Below are 17602 nucleotides of genomic sequence, written 5' to 3' on the forward strand. Positions count from 1 at the left end.
TTGGATCTAATCTGTTGCCGCTGACCTTACTCCGTCCCGGCCGCGCGCGCAGCGCGGCCGGGCGTCAGCCAGGGGAGGAAACTCAGTTCGTCGGACCCTTGTCGCCGGGCTTGCCGGGAAGCTGGTCGGGAAAGAGTTCGTATTTCTGCTGCTTGTCGGCGGCGACGAAGACGCGTTCGCGCACGATCGAATCCTCGGCCCAGTTGAACATGAAGATCGGCGTTCCCTGCGGGATGTTGGAGAAGCGCTTGTTGATGATCAGGGCGCCGGGATATTCGGTCAGTCCAATATTGTAGACATGCTCCGTCGAGATCTTCTGGAACGTCTTCATCAGGCTGGCGCGCTCGTCATTGTCTGACGAGGAGACGAACTTGTTGACGATGTCGACAAGCTCCTTTTCGAACGGCATCAGGTCGACCACGCCGCTTTCGGGCGCGCGGTGATCCCAGCTGGTCTTGGGTCCGACGGGCGCGAGTTGCACGGTATTCTGCACGACGGAAGTCAGCTCCTGCTCGTTGCGCCTGATCAGCCAGTCGAAGCGGCCGGAATATTGCGAGGCATCACGCTGGGTGCCGTTGAGGCCGTTGAGCACGACCCTGATGCCAAGCTTTTCCATCTGGCCGACGACGCCTTCGGCGAGGCTCTTGTCAGTGCCGTAGTCATTGTTGACCAGCATCACGATCTCGACATTCTTGCCGCCGGCGGTCCCGGCCGGGAAGTTCACGAAGCCGTCGCCATCCGTATCCTTGAGACCAGCCTTGGCCAGTTCCGCCTTGGCGCCCTCGATGTCGAAGGGATAGTAGACGGTCGAGTTGCGGTCATAGAAGCTGGTGCCCGAGGAAAAGCCACCGGGGTAGATGGCGGTGAACGGCCCCTTGACCAGCGAGTCGCCGAGCGCCTTGCGGTCGAGCGCCATGGTGATGCCCTTGCGGAAGTCCTCATTGCGGTTGAGCTCGCGGATCGCCTGGCCGCGTTCGTCGGGATTGCCCCAGCCATTGGCGGAAAAATTCATGCGCAGATTGTAGCCGATCAGGCGCGGGCCAAAGGCGAGCCGGGCCGGCGCGTCCTTGTCCGCCGCTCGCTTCAGCGAAGCGACGAAATTCTCCGGCTGCTCGAGGTTGGAGAAGTCGGCGGCCCCTGCCACCGCCTGCACGTCGCGGTCGGCCCAGGTCGACAGCTTGTAGTGCAGTTCGTTGAGATAGGGCAGCTGGTTGCCCTTCTCGTCGACCTTCCAGTAGTAGGGATTGCGGCGCAAGACGATGATGTCGTCAGGCCTATACTCCACCGGCACCCAGGCGCCCATCACCGGAATGTTCATATATTCCGGCGGGAACGCGTTCTTGAACTGCTCGTAGGTATTCTTCGAGTACTTCGGATGCTGCGGCTTGAGGATATGCGCTGGGCCGGGGCAGAAGGTGCCATAGGCCATGGCGTAGAGATACTGTTTGGGGAAAGCGTCCTTGAAGGTCCACTCGACGGTGTAATCGTCGACCTTCTTCAGCGTCGTGCCGACACCGAAGGTTTCCGCTGTGGCGCCGTTCAACGGCGAGACATTGGGGTCGACGACCTCATCGTCCCAGTAGAACATGACATCGTCGGCATTGAAGGCAACGCCGTCAGACCATTTGGCGCCTTCGACCAGGTGCATGGTCAGCGTGTGGCCATCCTTCGACCAGTCCCAGCTCCTGGCGAGGTTGGGCAGCGGCTCGGTGTCCTTGGCCTCGACCTGGAACAAAGGCGCGGTGCGCGTCAGGCATTCCGAAAGGCCGATGTCGATGCCGCCCCATCCTTGGGTCTGGCCGGCGCCATAATTCCAGCCTTCCGGCCGGCCGCCAATGACGTGGCGCATGGTGTCGCCATAAACGCCGATGCCGTCCGGCATGTTGCCGGTCTTGAACACCAGCGGCTCCTTCGGCAGGCGATCCTTGACCGGCGGCAGCTTGCCAGTCTTGACGTATTTCTCGGTGACCCACTCGGGCTCGTGATATTCGGGCAGCGCCTTGAACTCCAGGATGGAATCGCGGGCGACGTATTTGATCTTGCCCTCGGCGGGAAACGCCGCCGGCGCCGGCGGCGTGGTCGGCTCGGACGCGTATGCACTGCCAAGCGCCGATGCCGAGACGCTCAGCGCCAGCCCGGCGAGAATGCCAATTCTTCGCCCGGCGAGAATGCCAATTCCACGAAAGTTCCTCATTGTGTTCCTCCCAGATGTTTCGACGTCTGCTGCTGCTCGCATCTATTCATGACGGCTGATTGGCGAACCGGCCTCCCGCTGTCCGCCTGCCAGCATTCTCAGCCGGCCTGTTTCAGAGCCGTTTTTTCGGCGCGCAGTTCCTCGATCGAGCGCACTTTGCGCCGCGCCGCACCCGCCCAGTCGCGGGTTTTCACCATCGATTTCGAAAGCCGCTCCTTGGCGGCCGGCACGGCATCGGCGTATTGCGGCAGCCAACGCGCCTGGGCGACGACCATCTCGTCGACCATCTGCCAGACCTCTTCCGGCGTCGACACCGCACCCACCAGCGGATCGTGCAGCACCGCGAGCTTGAGCAGGTCAATGTCGCCCGTAACAGCCGCATGCACCGACATGCGCTGAACGTTGATCGAAGCCATGCAGGTGGCCGCGCAGGCTTCCGGCAGCGTGATGCCTGACGCCATGTTGATGCCGAAGCGATCGACGAAACCGGGTGATTCGATGATCGCGTCCTGCGGCAGATTGGTGATGATGCCGGTGTTCTTGACGTTGAAGTGGCCGCGATAGACGCGGTTCGTCTCCAGCGCTTCGAGAATATGGCTGGCATGCTCGTTCGAGCGCTTCGATACGTCGAGCGGCTTCGACGCCGCTTCGAGGAATTGCGGATATTCCGTCTCGAACCAGTTGCGGGTTTCCGTGGAGTAGCGAAGATAGCCGCCGGTCTCGCCATGGATCCAGTCGGACATGTCGATCCAGCGGGTGATTTCGTCCGGCCGCTTGCGATACCAGGGCAGATATTCGGAGAGATGACCGTTGCTTTCGGTGGAGTAGACGCCGAAGCGCTTCAGCACGTCGATGCGCAGCTTTTCCTGCTGCGAATAGACCGGATGCGCCTCGAAGGCAGCCACCAGTTCGTCCTTGCCGATCTTGCGGCCGTTGAGCCGCAAATCGATGAACCAGGTCTGGTGGTTGATACCGGAGCAGACATAATCGAGTTCGCTGTGCGACTTGGCGCCGAGCACTTCGGCGATCTGTTCGGCGCCGTGCTGGACACCGTGGCAGAGGCCGACCGTATCGACCTTGCCATATTCGATCGCCGCCCAGGTGTTCATCGCCATCGGGTTGGCATAGTTGAGGAATTTGGCGCCTGGCTCGGCGACCTCCAATATGTCCTTGCAGAAGTCGAGGATGACCGGGATGTTGCGCTGGCCGTAGAGGATGCCCCCGGCGCAAATCGTGTCACCGACGCACTGGTCGATGCCGTATTTCAAGGGAATGCGGATATCGTCGGCATAGGCTTCGAGCCCGCCCACCCGCACGCAGCTGATGACGTAGCGCGCGCCTTCGAGCGCCTTGCGGCGGTCGGTCGTCGCCGTCACCCTGGTCGGCAGCTTGTTGGCCTCGACGATGCGGTCGAGGATCGCCTTGATCATTTGCAGATTGTGTTCGCTGAGATCGGTCAGCGCGAATTCGATGTCGCTGAATTCCGGGACGCACAAAATGTCGGTGAACAGCTTCTTGGTGAAGCCGACGCTGCCCGCGCCGATAATAGCGATTTTGAAACTCATCACCTTCACCTCGATCCATTCGAATGCCGGGTAAGGAGCAACAGGAAAGGGAATGGCGGCCCGCCTTGGCGCGCATGCCATTCGAGCCGGAATTCCGGCTCGTTCTCCTCCCCGCCCGCTCCTCGACCGCGGGTCTTTCGCGTTCTCAGGATTTGGATTATGCCGTTATTCCAGGGCGCGGCCAGAGAACGATTATGCTTTCGAGGGTAATTTTGTGCTGCATGATCTGATCGCCAACGGACAGTTGATGCGCACCATTTCGCTGCCGCGCGGCCGCCAGCGCCTGCATGCCATGCCGACCAGCACCGGCTATGAAGTACGCGAGGGCGTGACTTACGACTGGGATGGGCGCAAGCGCGGCCAGACGCCGTTCACCGTGCTGCAGCACACGATCAGCGGCACCGGCCAGCTGCGCTACGAGAACCGCAACTACCGCCTGCAGGCCAACGACACGCTGCTGGTGCTGGTGCCACACAACCATCGCTACTGGCTGGAGAAGGGCGACCGCTGGGAATATTTCTGGATCTCGATGAATGGCGAGGAGGCGCTGCGCGTCCACAAATCCATACTCAGCGTCTCCGGCCCGGTGTTTCGGCTGCAGCCGGAGACGATCGATCATCTCGCCGATTGCAGCCTGCGCCTGATCAAGGGCGGCGCTTCGCCTGGCGCTGCTTCGGCAATCGCCTATGAGGCGGCGATGGCGCTTTACGACGATGTCTTCGGCTCGCACGCCTTCACTGAGAAACAGAGCGTCATGCAGCCGGTCATCGATCATATCAACGCCAATCTCGACAAGCCCTTGCCCGTGGCCGAGCTCGTCCAGATCAGCGGCCTCAGCCGCGCCCATTTCTCGCGCTGCTTCGCCGAGAGCGAAGGCGTTCCGCCGGCCGAGTTCGTGCTGCAGCAGCGGCTGCAGCGGGCGGCGAAGCTGCTAACCAAAGCCGATTTCCTGCCGGTCAAGGAGGTCGCCATCCTGTGCGGCTTCGAGGACGCCAACTATTTCTCGAAAGTCTTCCGCCGGCTCTACGGCATCAACCCGACGCAGTTCCGCACCACCGGCATGTATGCCAGCCTGGGCAGCCTTCGATAGGATTACCCGATGCGGTTGCCGCTTGCGGGATCGAACAGATGCAGCGCCGCCGGATCGGCAGACAGCCGCACCTTATCGCCAGGCCGGATAGTGCTGCGTCCCATGACGAAGACACAAACCAGCTGGTTGGCGAGCCGGACATAGAACTGCGTCGACAGGCCGAGCGGCTCGACCACCTCGACCTCTGCCCTGAGCGGACCATCGTCGGCAAGCTGGATGTGCTCCGGCCGTAGCCCGACGGTGAGCACATCGCCATCCTTCAATGGCAAGCCATCAGGCAATCTCAGCTTCTGGCCGTCGGCCAGCACCGCGTCCACCTTGCCGCCCTTGGCCACTGTCGCCGGAAAAAAGTTCATGCCGGGCGAGCCGATGAAGCCGGCGACGAAGGTGTTGATCGGCCGATCGTAGAGTTCGAGCGGATGGCCGACCTGCTGGACGTAACCGTCATGCATGACGACGATGCGGTCGGCCATAGTCATGGCTTCGATCTGGTCGTGGGTGACATAGACTGATGTGGTCTTGAGCTGCTGGTGCAGCGCCTTGATCTCGGCGCGCATATGCACGCGCAATTTGGCGTCGAGATTGCTGAGCGGTTCGTCGAACAGGAACACTTTGGGATCACGCACGATGGCCCGGCCCATGGCGACGCGCTGGCGTTGGCCGCCGGACAGTTGCCTGGGCAGACGTCCGAGGAAACTGTCGAGGCCGAGCCGCTTTGCTGCCGCCCCTACCCTGCCGTCGATCCTCGTCTTCTCCGCCTTCTTCAACAGCAGGCTGAAGCCCATATTCGACGACACATCCATGTGCGGATAGAGCGCGTAGGACTGGAACACCATGGCAATATCGCGGTCCTTCGGCGCGACATCGTTGACCAGCCGATCGCCGATGTGGATCTCGCCGCCCGACACCTCCTCCAGCCCGGCAATCATGCGCAAAAGGGTCGACTTGCCACAGCCGGACGGGCCGACCAGCACGACGAACTCGCCATCGGCGATCTCGAGGTCGACGCCGTGCAGGATGCGCAGCGAACCGTAGTCCTTCTCGACGTTTTGCAGCGTGACGGAAGCCATCGATTATCCTTTGACCGCGCCGGCGGTGAGGCCGGTGACGAGATAGCGTTGCAGGAAGGCGAAGAAGATGCAGACCGGGATCAGCGCCAGGATCGACGCCGCCATCATCTGCCCCCAGTCGACGGCGAACTTGCCGATATAGGTGAGCAGGCCGACGGCAAACGTCTTCTGGTCGTCGCTGGAAATGAGCATCAGCGCGAACAGCAATTCGCTCCAGGCGGCGGTGAAGACGAAGCCAAGCGTGGCGCCCATGCCGGGCAAGGTCAGCGGCACGATCACCTTGCGCATCGCCTGCGCCCGCGTGCAGCCGTCGATCATCGCCGCTTCCTCCAGATCCTTCGGAATGCCGTCGAAGAAGGACTGCATCAGGAAGGTGGCGAAGGCGGTGTTGAAGGCCGTGTAGATGATGATCAGACCGACCAGGCTGTTGGTCAGGCCAAGCTCGCCCATGACGCGGTAGATCGGCGGAATGACCATCACCAGCGGAAAGGTTTGCGTGAGCAAAAGCATGATCGCCAGTGTCGCCTTGCCGCGAAAGGTGAAGCGCGACATGGCGTAGCCGGCGAGCGTGGCGATGACTGTCACCAGGGCCGCCGTCGACACCGAGACGATAACGCTGTTGAGGAAATAGCGGGGGAAGTCAGAGGCTTCCAGGACAGTGATGAAGTTGCGGAAGGTCGTCTGCGACGGCCACAGCGTGATGCCCTCGGAATAGAGCAGCCGCTCCGGCGTCACCGAAATCTTCAGCGTCCAGAAGATCGGGAACAGGGCGAAGATCATATAGGCGGCAATCGCCGCGTAGAGGCCGACGCCGCTGAAGATGCGCGAGGAGGTAGAGCGTCCGGCAATCATCAGACGTGCCTCACCAGCAACCGGCGGATGGCGATCAGCGCGATCGCATAGGCGATGAGCAGTACCAGTAGCAGCACCGCCACCGCGGAGGCATAGCCCTTGTCCAGCGACTTGAAGGCGCTGACATAGATGTAGACCGGCACCGTGCTGGTCGAGCCGGCCGGCCCGCCCTCGGTCATGACGAAGATCAGATCGGCGAAGGTCGCGATCCAGATCGTACGCAGCATGACGGTGATGACGATGGTCGGCGCCAGGAACGGCAGCGTCACCTTGGTGAAGCGCTGCCAAGGCGAAGCGCCGTCGATTGCGGCCGCCTCATGCAGTTCCGACGGGATCGACTTCAGCGCCGCCAGCAGCGTGATGGCGAAGAACGGAATGCCGAACCAGATGTTGGCGATGATCGGCCCCCACATGGCGGTCGCCGGATCGGACAGCACATTGGTCGGCTCGGCCTTCAGCCCGAGCGTGAAGAGCCAATGCGGCAGTGGTCCGATGATCGGATTGAACAGCCACGCCCAGGTCAGGCCCGACAGGAAAGATGGCACCGCCCAGGGCAGGAACACCACCGCCTGCACGAACTTGCGCCCGACAAACGGTTTGTCGAGCAGCAACGCCAGACCCAGGCCGAGGAAGAACTGGAAGAACAGGCTGGCGACGGTCCACCAGAGCGTGTTGACCAGCGCCTGCCCCAGCACCTGGTCGGTCAGCATCGCCTGGTACTGGCCTAGACCGACATATTCGGATTTGAAGGCGGAGAACTTCCGGAACGAATAGCTGATGCCGATGATCAGCGGCACCAGCAGCACCACGACCAGCAGAACGATCGCCGGGCTGAGATAAAGCCAGGGCTCGATGGCCGCATGCGTCAGCCGCTTCTTTCGCGGCCGGCCTGCGGATCGTATTTCGGACACGGCATAGGTCATTAGCGCTCAACAGTCATGGGTGGGTGCCGACAGCGGCAACAGCACCCTTCTCCCCGTTCACGGGGAGAAGATGCCGGCAGGCAGATGAGGGGCGGCGCCAGCCTTGGGGTGCTCGCGCTGCCCCTCATCCGGGCCTGTCTGTGCATGTCGTTGTCCCAAAACCGCTACGCACTTTTGGGCGACATGCATTCGGGCCACCTTCTCCCCGTAAACGGGAGAAGGAAGAAGAACTACTTCTTGTTCTTGGCCAGCCAGTCCTGCTGCTCCTTGGTCAGGAACGCGGCCCATTGATCGGCGACGTCCTTGGCCGACTTCTGGCCGAGCAGCACTTCCTGGAAATTCTTGATCGCCACCTGGTCGACGAAATTGCCGAGGTTCTCCAGATGTGTCGGCGGCGTCACCATTTCATATTTGGAAGTGTCGCTGAGTTCGGTGAACCAGCCCTTGAACTGCTCGGTCTTGAAGTGGGCATCCTGGTCGGCGCCATTGTGGATCGGCACGACGCCGACTTCCTTGGCCCATTCCAGATTGTCCTTGGGGGACAACAGCGTCGCCATCAGCTTCCAGGCATCGTCCTTGTGCTGCGAGTTGGCAAACATCGCCCAGCCGGCATAGCCCAGCGTCGGGTAGGATTTGCCGCTCGGTCCGACCGGCAGCGGCGCCACGGCAAAATCGTCGGCGCTCATTTTGTCGGCAATGCCGATCAGCGCATCCGGATCCTGGTTGAGCATCGCGCAGGTGCCGGAATAGAAGCCGGTGACGGTTTCGTTGAAGCCCCAGCTCACCGCATCCTTGGGCGCCAGCCCGTCCTTGTACATGTCGGCCAGCATCTGCAGGCCCTTGACCGAGCCCTCCTCGTTGATGGTCGAGGTGCCGTCCTCGTTGAAGTAGCCGCCCTTGCCAGCGGCGATGTTCATGAACATGTGCATGCCGTTGAAGGCGCCCGGGCCACCGCGCAGGCAGTAGCCGTACTTGCCCGGAATGGCGGAGATCTTCTTGGAGTCGGCGATGAAGTCGTCGAGCGTCGCCGGCGGGCCGTCGAGACCGGCCTCCTTGAACAGCTTCTTGTTCCAGAACAGCGCATTGACATAGTAGCCGTACGGGATCATGAACTGGGTGTTGTTGACGGTCGAGCCGAATTGCTTGGCGCGGTCGCCCAGCGTCTTGGCGTCGTCCCATTTGGCCATGTAAGGGCCGAGATCCTCGAGCTGGCCGTTGGTGGCGTACAGGCCCATCCAGCGCTCCGGCATCTCGACGATGTCGGGCGTATCGCCGGCCTGCACCATGGTGAGGAATTTCTCGAAGGCCTGCCCCCAGGGCAGCGAGACCACCTCGACCTTGACGCCGGCATTGGCGGCCTCGAACTCGGCGATCTGCTTCTTCAGGAATTCGGTGCGCTGCGGGCTGGTGATGACCTCGACCAGCTTGAGGGTGGTGTCGGCCAATGCGCCGCTGGCGGACATCGCCAGGCCGGCAGCGGTGGCAAGCATGATGCTCAGTCGTTTCATGTTCAGAACTCCCATTTTGAACCCAGTCATTTTTTTGCTTTGTCGAAGGCCTGGCCGATGTCGGCCCAGAGGTCTTCGACGCTTTCCAATCCGACATTGAAGCGGATGGTTCGGGGGCTGACGCCGAAGCGCGCCATCGAATTGAGACCCGGTGTCTGCTCGAGCGAGGCCTTTGCCGGCACGACGAGGCTTTCATGACCGCCCCAGCTGACGCCGATGCGGAAGAATTTCAGCGCATCGACGAAAGCGGGAATGTCGACATCCTCCGTCACCTCGAAGGAGAACAGCCCGGCATAGCCGGCAAGCGTCTTCTTGCCGGGATGGTTGGAATAGGCGGGATGACTGACCCGCTCGACCTTGTCATGCGCCTTCAAGCGCTCGGCGATGATGAGCCCGCTCTTCATGTGATGCGGCAGTCTCAGCGGCAGCGTGCGCAGGCCGCGCAACAGCAGCCAGCCCTCGAAGGGCGACAGCTTTGCGCCAAGCTGCGAGTAGGTCTGGTCGTTGATGTGCTTGATATGGGCGGCCGAGCCCGCCACCACACCGGCGACGGTATCGCTGTGGCCGCCGAGATATTTCGAGGCCGAGTGCAGCACCAGATCGACGCCGTGCAGGATCGGCTTCTGGAACACCGGCGTCGCCCAGGAATTGTCGATTGTGGTGACGATGCCCTGCTCTTTCGCCAGCCGCGTCAGATGTTCGAGATCCTGCAGCTCGAACATCATCGAGGTCGGGCTTTCCAGGTAGAGCAGTTTCGCACCGGGAAGTGCCGCGGCCACCGCATCCGGATCGGAGCCGTCGACATAGTCGACCTTGATATGCAGGCGCGGAAACAGCCGCTCGAACAGTCGGTAGGCGTCGCCATAGCAATTGCGCACCGCAAGGATGCGTTCGCCTGCGCCGACGAAAGCCAGCAACGTCGCGCTGATCGCAGCCATGCCGCTCGAAAAACCACGTGCGGCTTCAGCACCTTCAAGCGCTGCGACGCGCGACTCGAATTCCATCACCGTCGGATTGTCGCCGCGCGAATAGATCGGCTGTTTCCTGCGCCCGGCAAAGGTGTCGGCCATGTCGGCATAGCTGGCGAAGGTGAACAGCGAGGTCTGGTAGATCGGCGGCACCACCGCATTGCCGGGGAACGGGTCGTCATGCGCCAGAAGCGTCGCCGCCTCGGCAAGATAGTCGCTGCCGGAAATGCCTGGGTCGAAGCTGTGCTCGTTCATGTGCGGACCGAAAGTTTGAGGTTGGCGGCGCCGCGCTTCAAATCGTCCTCGACCGTGGCGATCAGCTTCAGCGCTTCGGCCCGGGCGCCTTCCGGATCGTGCGCGGCGATGCAGTCGAACATGGTGCGGTGGTAGGGAAAGCTTGCGTGGCCGAAATCGCGCACGCCGAGCGGATGTTCCCAGAAGCGGTGGAACAGTTCGTGCATGGCGGCGATAATCTGCTCGAACAGCGGATTGCCGCAGGCGCGGTAGATCGCCTGATGGAATTCCCAGTCCTCTTCCGACGACATGCCGGCGCGGCTGAGAAACTCTTCCTCCATGATGTCGAGCTTGCGCTCGATCTCGGCGAGGTCGTCCCTGTCGGCACGAATGGCGCAAAGGGCGGCGGCTTCCGCTTCCAGCGCGCGGCGGATTTCCAGCGTGCGCATCAGGCCGGTGAAATCATTGCCGCCGGCAAGCGTCAGCGGCATGTGCAGCATGTCGAGCGAGACGGCGGCCTTGAGATAGGTGCCCGAGCCCTGCCGGCGCTCGACCAGGCCAAGCCCTTCCCAGCGCGTCAGCGCCTCGCGCACCGTATTGCGGCTGACCTTCAGACGCTCAGCGAGGATGCGTTCGGTCGGCAGCCTCTCACCGGGTTCCAGCTTCTCGCGCATGACGAAGCCGGCCAACGCCTTCAGCACCGCGTCGTCGCGGGCCGTCGTCTGGATCGGCGGAAGGCTGAATTGGGTCACCGGGGCTATTACCGAAGTGGTTCAATGGTCCAACCAATTTCTGCACAGACGAAGGGACCTGTCAACAGTGGAAACGCAGCAAGGCCGAAGGGCCAGGGGATGCACCTTCGGCCTTGCTGCTTCAGCCGTGGATGCGCGCCGGCGCAGCGGCGGCGCGAGCCTCGCGCCAGCGAGCGAAGATTGCCTCGCGAACCCGCCTCGAACCAGAGAGGCGCTTTTTTGCCTGCGCCAGCACCGCAGGCGACGCCTCGGCGGGCGTGCCGGACCGAAAGGGAGGAGCCGGGGCGTATTCGAGCGAGAGCTGCACGATCTCGGCCTCCTCCTGTCCAAGCAGCCTCGCAACCAGCGCCAGGCCGAAGTCGATCCCCGAAGTGACGCCGCCGGCGGTGATGAGCTTGCCGTCTTCGACGATACGCTCGTCGACCGGGATCGCTCCGAACTCCTCAAGGAAATCATGCGCATACCAGTGCGTGGTCGCGCGCTTGCCCCTCAGCAGTCCGGCCGCCCCAAGCACCAGGGCACCGCTGCAAACGGAGGTGATGTAGCGCACCTGCCCCGCGCGCTCCCACACGAAATCGAGGACTGTCTGGTCCTCCAGCAGCGCGTTGACCCCGCCCCCGCCAGGAATGCACAGCACGTCGAGGGGCCGGCAATCGTCAAAGGTCGCGGTTGGCGTCAGCGAGAGGCGCGTCGATGACGTCACCGGGTTGCGATCCTTCCAGATCAGTTCCACCTCGGCATCCTTGGCCGATGCCAGGACTTCGTATGGGCCGGTGAGGTCGAGTTGTTGGACGTCGGGGAATACGAGGATGCCGAAACGAAGGGGCATGGAAATCTCCGTGGGTTGACTTCCGGCAATCTACGGCATCATGGTTTGGCACGATTGCCATTCATCCCTCGCTTCGGGCCAAACCAATGCGCCGTATCGAAGTACTTGCCTATCCCGACATCCAGCTCCTCGACGTCAGCGGACCGCTGCAGGTCTTTGCCAGCGCCAATGATTTCAAAAGGCAGGCCGGCGAACCGGCTCCTTACGAGGTCGTGGTCGTCGCCGCCTCACCGCGCATCCGGACATCGGCCGGTCTCGTGCTGGAGGCAGCAGTGCTGCCAACCCACGGAGGTAAGATCGACACGCTGCTTGTCCCCGGAGGATGGGGCGTCAACGCGGCCTGCGACGATCCCGTGCTGGTCCAGTGGATCGCCGGTCGCTCGCGCGATGCCACCCGAACCGCTTCCGTCTGCAGCGGCGCCATGCTGCTGGCGACGGCTGGCCTGCTCGACGGCCGCCGCGCGGTGACCCATTGGGGACGCTGCGCGGAGTTCGCCCGGCGCTTTCCCGCGGTCCGGCTCGAACCCGATCCGATCTTCATCCGCGACGGCAATGTCTGGACATCCGCCGGCGTAACGGCGGGGATCGATCTCGCCCTCTCCCTCGTCGAGGCCGACCTTGGCCGGCACACGGCGCTCGGCGTGGCGCGCGAATTGGTGGTCTTCCTGAAACGTCCCGGTGGCCAGGCGCAATTCAGCCAGACCCTCAAGCTGCAGCAAGGCGACGGGCGCTTCGACCGGCTGCATGGCTGGATCCTCGAAAATCTGGCCGGTGACCTGTCGCTCACGCAGTTGGCCGACCACGCCAATATGAGCCCGCGCAGCTTCTCGCGGCGCTATCGCGAGGCCACCGGCCGGACACCTGCCCGCGCGATCGAGGAGATCCGGATCGAGGCGGCGCGGCGGATGCTGGAGCGGGGCCAGCCCGTCAACCAGACGGCCCGCCGCTGCGGTTTCGGCTCGGAAGAAACCATGCGGCGCGGCTTTCTGCGCGTGCTGGGCACCAATCCGCGCGCCTATCGCGAGCGTTTCTGATCGCGACTGCTTGCTCCATTAGGCCGGCGGTCGATGCCGTAGAAATAGAGCCTCTCTAGCATTCAGGCGGGATGCTGTAGCTGGCTGAGCCCGCCATCGACAACGAGGGTCGCGGCGTTCATGAACGGGCATTCCTCAGAAATCATGAACACAGCGGCCAGCGCGATCTCGCGCGCCGAGGCGATGCGGCCGCCTGGATGCAGCGCCAGCGTCCTGGCGCGCGCGGCCGCCGGGTCGGCAAAACTGTTCCAATAGTCGGTCGCCTTCTGTGTCTCGACATAGCCGGGCGCCAGGGCGTTCACGCGCACGCCCTGCCCGGCATATTCCAGCGCCAGCGATTTGGTCAGCCCAAGCAGCGCGTGCTTGGCCACGGGATAGGGGAAGGTATGAGGGATGATGGTGAAGCTGTGCGTCGAGGCGATGTTAAGGATGGCGCCACCGCCATTTGCGATCATTGCCGGCAGCACCGCCTTGGCGCAGTTCCAGGCGCCCTTGACGTTGACGTCGAAATTGCGGTTCCACTCCTCCTCGGTCGCCTCGAGCGGCGTCGAGAACACATTCATGCCGGCATTGTTGATCAGCGCGTTGATCGGCCCGATCGCGTCGGTCGCTTGACCGACGGCTGCGGCAATCGCGGCACCGTCGCTGATGTCGGCTGAGACATGCCCGACATGGCCCTGCGGCGCTGCTAGGCCGGCGACCGCTTTGTCCAGCAGCGCGCCGTCGCGATCGACCAGGAACAGCCTTGCCCCTTCGGCGAGGCAAGCTTCAGCGATGGCAAGCCCAATGCCTTGCGCGGCGCCGGTGAGGAAGATGCGTTTGCCGGACAGGCGCTCACCCATGGCTGTCACTCCACTGGAAGATGGTCAGCGCCGGCCCAGTGCCGACGAACGCAGATTGTCGAGCAAAACGGCAAGCAGCAGGATCACGCCGCGCACAATGTATTGGTAGAACGCCGGGATGTTGAGCAGGTTCATGGCGTTTTCGGCGATGCCCATGATCAGCACCCCGACGATGACGCCCGACATGGTGGCGCGGCCGCCGGCAAGCGAGACGCCGCCGAGCACGCAGGCCGAGATGACCGAGAGTTCAAGCCCCACCGCCGCATTGGGCTGGCCCGACGTGATGCGCGAGGCCAAAAGGATGCCGGCGATGCCGCAAACCACGCCTTGCAGCGCAAAGATCCAGATGCGCGTCCAGTCGACATTGACGCCGGCCAGGCGCGAAGCCTCCGGGTTACCGCCGATGGCCAGCGTGTTCTTGCCGAAGACGGTACGATTGAGGACAAAACCGAAGATGCAGAACAGCACGGCCATGACCCAGACCGGCGTCGGAATGCCGAACAGCTTCGACAGCGCCAGTTGGTAGAAATCCGGGCTGTTGATGCCGACGGCGCGGCCATCGGATGCGATCAGCGCAAGGCCGCGCACGATCTGCATGGTAGCAAGCGTCGTGATCAGCGCGTTGATGCGGAACTTGGCGATGACGACGCCGTTGATGAAGCCGACGAAGGCGCCGCAGGCGATTGCCGCAAGAAGCCCGAGGATGATCGATCCGGTATAGTTCGACGCCATCACCGCGACCATGCCGGCGAAAGCAACGATCGAACCGACCGAGAGGTCGAAGTCGCGCGCGGCGAGGCAGAACATCATCGTGCAAGCGACGATGCCGACGGTGACCACCGATTGCAGCAGGCCGAGCATGTTGCGGTCGGTCAGAAAATTTGGCACCAGCAGCGACACTAGCGCGAAGGCGACGATGAAGATCACGACGAGGCCCTGTTCGCCGAGCAGGATCTTCTTCAACTGATCGGTCATGGCAAAGATCCTCAGGATGCGATCGCGTCGGGGGTTTTCTGATCGGGAAGAGCGGCGGCCAGGATCGCTTTTTCGGCGAACTGGTCGCGCGCGAGTTCGGCGCTGATGCGCCCGCCGCACATCACCATGATGCGGTCGCAAATGCCCATCACTTCCGGCAGTTCGGACGAGACGACGACGATCGCCATGCCGTCTTCGGCAAGCTGGTAGAGCAGTTCGTAGATTTCCGCTTTGGCGCCGACATCGATACCGCGTGTCGGCTCGTCGACGATAAGCACGCGCACGCCCTGCTCCGACAGCCAGCGGCCGAGAATGACCTTCTGCTGGTTGCCACCGGAGAGGTTGATGATGTCCTGCTTGCGCGACGGCGTGCGCACCTTGAGCTTCTTGATGAAGGTCTCGGCGGTGGCGATCTCGCTAGCGCGGTTCAAGATTCCGAAGCGTGTGTGATGACGCCGCGACGAGATGTTGATGTTCTCCTCGATCGAGCGGCCCTGGATGATGCCGTCATGCTTGCGGTCTTCCGAGCACAAAACGATCCCGGCGCGGATCGCGTCATGCGGATCGGTGGCATGCACGACCTTGCCATCAACGGTAATGGTGCCACCTGAGCGCGGGTCGGCGCCGAACACCAGCCGCATCAGTTCCGAGCGCCCCGCGCCGATCAGGCCGAAGAAGCCGACGATCTCGCCCGCCCTCGCCTCGAAGCTGGCGGGCGTCGTCAGTTTTACTCCGCAAACAGCGTCGACCTTCAGCCGGACATCGCCGGCCGGGCGTGGGCGAAACCCCCAGATATCGGAGATTTCGCGGCCGACCATTTCGGCGACGACCTGGTCGCGTGTGACGTTTTTCAGCGACGCATGGTGCGCCGCGAGCTTGCCGTCGCGCAGCACGGTCAGGCTGTCGCAGAGGCGGAACACTTCGTCCAGCCGGTGCGAGACATAGATGATGACCTTGCCCTCGCCGCGCAGGCGGTCGATCAGGGCAAACAGGATTTCGCTTTCGCGCGACGACAATGACGAGGTCGGCTCGTCCAGAGCGATGACGCGCGCGTCGAGCATGATCGCCTTGGCGATCTCGACCATCTGGCGCTCGCCGATCGACAGCGTCTTGACCTTGCGGCTGATATCGATGTCGATGCCGGCTGATTTCAGCTTGGCGCCAACATCGTCCAGCATCCTGGCACGGGCGATGATGCCGGCGTTGGCGGGGAAGCGGCCGAGGCTGAGGTTTTCGGCAACAGTGAGCTCGGGAACCAGCTGCAGTTCCTGGTGGATGACGATGACGCCATTGTCGAAGGCATCTCGCGTCGTTGCATAGGCTTGCATCTTGCCGTCGATGAGGATCTCGCCGTCATCGGCATGCTGGTCGCCGGACAGGATCTTGATCAGCGTGGATTTGCCGGCGCCGTTCTCGCCCATCAGGCCGTGCACGGCGCCCTTGTCGACGCCGAACGAGACGTCCGACAGCGCCTTGACGCCCGGATAGGTCTTGGTGATTTCCGAGAAGTCGAGAAAGGACATGGGGCGCCTATCCTTTTGCCATGCCAAACAGGCGGCGACTGTGAGCCGCCGCCTGTTTGTACAGGGAGGATTATTCGATGCCGAGACCCTTGCGGACCGTCTGGTAGTCGTCGCGCTTGGCCAGCGCACCGGCGGTCAGGATGAGCTTCTCGGGTTCCTTGTTGTTGGCGACCCAGTCATACATGTTGAGCGCAGTCTCGTAGCCGTGACGCTTCGGCGAGATGATCACCGTGCCGACGAAGCCGGTGGCGGTCGGCTTCTTGAACTCGTTGATCGCCGAATCCGCGCCGCCAATGCCGACGCCGATCACGTTTTCGGCCGGGATGCCGACGCTTTCGGAAGCGCGCACGGCGCCGAGAACGGCTTCGTCGTTGAGGCCGAAGGAGACCCACTTCTTGATGTCGGCATGGGCGTTGAGTACCACCGTCGCCGCATTGAGCGCAGCCTCGGTATCGGTCTTGGCCTGCGGCGCGTCAAAGATGTTTTCGGCCTTGAAGCCGTTGGCCTTCAGCACCGAAATGGCGCCTTCGACCCGGTCGACGGCGGTCGGCAACTGATCATAGGAGACGCGGATGGCGCCGACCTCGTCGGCCTTCCAGCCGCGCGCCTTCATTTCGTCGACGATCGCCTGGCCGACGGCCTCGCCGATCTTGGTCGCCGAAATGCCCATATGCGGCACGTCTTCCAGCGCCTTCCCGTCTGCGCCGACCAGACGGTCATCAACCGTCATCAGCTTGAGATTGTTGGCGGCGGCCTTGGCGACGATGCCGGGGCCGAGCTTCACATCAGGCGTGCAGACGATGAAGCCTTGCGCGCCCTGCGCGCCGAGATTGTCGATCGCCGACATCAGCTTCTCACCGTCCTCGGCGCCGATCTTGACCAGGGTAAAACCCTTCTCCTTGGCGGCCTGGTCGGCGAACTTCCATTCGTCCTGGAACCACGGCTCCTCGGGCTGTTTGACGATAAAACCTATCTTGGTGTCCTGAGCATATGCAGCGATGGTCGTGACGGACAGCACGGCAAGGGCGCCCGCGACGAGCGCGGTCTTCAGAAGTCGCATGATTACCTCCCAGCGATGGCCGGGCGCTCAGCCCGGATGCAGAGTCTCTAATTCTTTTTATCATACTCGTCAATTGATCTGGTATGATAATTGAGCTACATGCTCTGACCAGGGATCGTTGGCGCAAATCATCCGCATCCGGTAAGGCCGGGGACGTGAGATCAGTGGTTTCGCCGCCTTGGA

15 protein-coding genes are annotated in these 17602 nt (G+C 62.7%); 2 read left to right on the forward strand and 13 right to left on the reverse strand.

The genetic code is table 11. From position 1 onward, the window contains the following. Window positions 1–82 precede the first annotated feature (82 nt). Both AC3EMP_RS26490 and melA read right to left on the reverse strand, forming a co-directional pair. On the reverse strand, window positions 83–2194 hold the full coding sequence (locus AC3EMP_RS26490) for an ABC transporter substrate-binding protein (RefSeq protein WP_023691352.1): 2112 nt from the start codon (window positions 2192–2194) through the stop codon (window positions 83–85). Window positions 2195–2292: 98 nt separating this feature from the next. Beyond that, the gene (melA, locus tag AC3EMP_RS26495) at window positions 2293–3759 is read right to left on the reverse strand and encodes an alpha-glucosidase/alpha-galactosidase (protein ID WP_023687911.1); all 1467 of its coding nucleotides are present in this window, start codon (window positions 3757–3759) and stop codon (window positions 2293–2295) included. Window positions 3760–4006: 247 nt separating this feature from the next. On the opposite strand from melA, the gene AC3EMP_RS26500 reads away from it, so the two are divergent. After that, window positions 4007–4849, forward strand: a complete 843-nt coding sequence (locus AC3EMP_RS26500) for an AraC family ligand binding domain-containing protein (protein ID WP_081725414.1) — start codon at window positions 4007–4009, stop codon at window positions 4847–4849. A gap of 2 nt (window positions 4850–4851) precedes the next feature. Here AC3EMP_RS26500 and AC3EMP_RS26505 read toward each other — a convergent pair whose 3' ends face one another. The 7 genes from AC3EMP_RS26505 to AC3EMP_RS26535 all read right to left on the reverse strand — a co-directional run bounded on the left by AC3EMP_RS26505 (window position 4852) and on the right by AC3EMP_RS26535 (window position 11985). Beyond that, entirely contained in the window at window positions 4852–5919 is a 1068-nt protein-coding gene (locus AC3EMP_RS26505; protein WP_023691353.1) for an ABC transporter ATP-binding protein, read from the reverse strand. Window positions 5920–5922: 3 nt separating this feature from the next. Beyond that, complete coding sequence (locus AC3EMP_RS26510; RefSeq protein ID WP_023691354.1) at window positions 5923–6771, reverse strand: carbohydrate ABC transporter permease; 849 nt, start codon at window positions 6769–6771, stop codon at window positions 5923–5925. Then, window positions 6771–7694, reverse strand: coding sequence for a carbohydrate ABC transporter permease (locus tag AC3EMP_RS26515; RefSeq protein ID WP_023685296.1), 924 nt, complete (start codon window positions 7692–7694; stop codon window positions 6771–6773). Before AC3EMP_RS26515 ends, AC3EMP_RS26510 begins: the two co-directional genes overlap by 1 nt. A gap of 230 nt (window positions 7695–7924) precedes the next feature. Then, the gene (locus AC3EMP_RS26520) at window positions 7925–9202 is read right to left on the reverse strand and encodes an ABC transporter substrate-binding protein (protein WP_023685297.1); all 1278 of its coding nucleotides are present in this window, start codon (window positions 9200–9202) and stop codon (window positions 7925–7927) included. A 26-nt stretch (window positions 9203–9228) separates the two neighbouring features. Further along, window positions 9229–10425, reverse strand: coding sequence for a PLP-dependent transferase (locus tag AC3EMP_RS26525; protein WP_352597090.1), 1197 nt, complete (start codon window positions 10423–10425; stop codon window positions 9229–9231). Beyond that, the gene (locus AC3EMP_RS26530) at window positions 10422–11156 is read right to left on the reverse strand and encodes a FadR/GntR family transcriptional regulator (RefSeq protein WP_023691356.1); all 735 of its coding nucleotides are present in this window, start codon (window positions 11154–11156) and stop codon (window positions 10422–10424) included. The genes AC3EMP_RS26525 and AC3EMP_RS26530 overlap by 4 nt, the downstream gene beginning before the upstream one ends. 121 nt (window positions 11157–11277) lie before the next feature. Continuing rightward, window positions 11278–11985, reverse strand: coding sequence for a DJ-1/PfpI family protein (locus tag AC3EMP_RS26535; protein ID WP_023691357.1), 708 nt, complete (start codon window positions 11983–11985; stop codon window positions 11278–11280). Window positions 11986–12071: 86 nt separating this feature from the next. On the opposite strand from AC3EMP_RS26535, the gene AC3EMP_RS26540 reads away from it, so the two are divergent. Continuing rightward, window positions 12072–13019: a GlxA family transcriptional regulator gene (locus tag AC3EMP_RS26540; RefSeq protein WP_023685300.1), complete on the forward strand. Its 948-nt coding sequence runs from the start codon at window positions 12072–12074 to the stop codon at window positions 13017–13019. Window positions 13020–13081: 62 nt separating this feature from the next. Here AC3EMP_RS26540 and AC3EMP_RS26545 read toward each other — a convergent pair whose 3' ends face one another. The 4 genes from AC3EMP_RS26545 to AC3EMP_RS26560 all read right to left on the reverse strand — a co-directional run bounded on the left by AC3EMP_RS26545 (window position 13082) and on the right by AC3EMP_RS26560 (window position 17419). Continuing rightward, complete coding sequence (locus AC3EMP_RS26545; protein WP_023804891.1) at window positions 13082–13861, reverse strand: SDR family oxidoreductase; 780 nt, start codon at window positions 13859–13861, stop codon at window positions 13082–13084. A gap of 24 nt (window positions 13862–13885) precedes the next feature. Continuing rightward, window positions 13886–14836 (reverse strand): L-arabinose ABC transporter permease AraH, encoded by a 951-nt coding sequence (gene araH, locus AC3EMP_RS26550; RefSeq protein WP_023804890.1) that lies wholly within the window; start codon window positions 14834–14836, stop codon window positions 13886–13888. Between the two features lie 11 nt (window positions 14837–14847). Beyond that, window positions 14848–16359, reverse strand: coding sequence for an L-arabinose ABC transporter ATP-binding protein AraG (gene araG, locus AC3EMP_RS26555; RefSeq protein WP_352710852.1), 1512 nt, complete (start codon window positions 16357–16359; stop codon window positions 14848–14850). Window positions 16360–16429: 70 nt separating this feature from the next. Then, window positions 16430–17419, reverse strand: coding sequence for an arabinose ABC transporter substrate-binding protein (locus AC3EMP_RS26560; protein ID WP_023668118.1), 990 nt, complete (start codon window positions 17417–17419; stop codon window positions 16430–16432). Between the last annotated feature and the right edge of the window lie 183 nt (window positions 17420–17602).

It is taken from the genome of Mesorhizobium sp. P160219 (assembly GCF_057786095.1).

What these genes read in the sequence shown, in the direction of transcription:
- AC3EMP_RS26490 (WP_023691352.1), bottom strand. Translation starts at nt 2,194, where the DNA reads ATGAGGAACTTTCGTGGAATTGGCATTCTCGCCGGGCGAAGAATTGGC.
- melA (WP_023687911.1), bottom strand. Translation starts at nt 3,759, where the DNA reads ATGAGTTTCAAAATCGCTATTATCGGCGCGGGCAGCGTCGGCTTCACC.
- AC3EMP_RS26500 (WP_081725414.1), top strand. Translation starts at nt 4,007, where the DNA reads ATGCGCACCATTTCGCTGCCGCGCGGCCGCCAGCGCCTGCATGCCATG.
- AC3EMP_RS26505 (WP_023691353.1), bottom strand. Translation starts at nt 5,919, where the DNA reads ATGGCTTCCGTCACGCTGCAAAACGTCGAGAAGGACTACGGTTCGCTG.
- AC3EMP_RS26510 (WP_023691354.1), bottom strand. Translation starts at nt 6,771, where the DNA reads ATGATTGCCGGACGCTCTACCTCCTCGCGCATCTTCAGCGGCGTCGGC.
- AC3EMP_RS26515 (WP_023685296.1), bottom strand. Translation starts at nt 7,694, where the DNA reads ATGACCTATGCCGTGTCCGAAATACGATCCGCAGGCCGGCCGCGAAAG.
- AC3EMP_RS26520 (WP_023685297.1), bottom strand. Translation starts at nt 9,202, where the DNA reads ATGAAACGACTGAGCATCATGCTTGCCACCGCTGCCGGCCTGGCGATG.
- AC3EMP_RS26525 (WP_352597090.1), bottom strand. Translation starts at nt 10,425, where the DNA reads ATGAACGAGCACAGCTTCGACCCAGGCATTTCCGGCAGCGACTATCTT.
- AC3EMP_RS26535 (WP_023691357.1), bottom strand. Translation starts at nt 11,985, where the DNA reads ATGCCCCTTCGTTTCGGCATCCTCGTATTCCCCGACGTCCAACAACTC.
- AC3EMP_RS26540 (WP_023685300.1), top strand. Translation starts at nt 12,072, where the DNA reads ATGCGCCGTATCGAAGTACTTGCCTATCCCGACATCCAGCTCCTCGAC.
- AC3EMP_RS26545 (WP_023804891.1), bottom strand. Translation starts at nt 13,861, where the DNA reads ATGGGTGAGCGCCTGTCCGGCAAACGCATCTTCCTCACCGGCGCCGCG.
- araH (WP_023804890.1), bottom strand. Translation starts at nt 14,836, where the DNA reads ATGACCGATCAGTTGAAGAAGATCCTGCTCGGCGAACAGGGCCTCGTC.
- araG (WP_352710852.1), bottom strand. Translation starts at nt 16,359, where the DNA reads ATGTCCTTTCTCGACTTCTCGGAAATCACCAAGACCTATCCGGGCGTC.
- AC3EMP_RS26560 (WP_023668118.1), bottom strand. Translation starts at nt 17,419, where the DNA reads ATGCGACTTCTGAAGACCGCGCTCGTCGCGGGCGCCCTTGCCGTGCTG.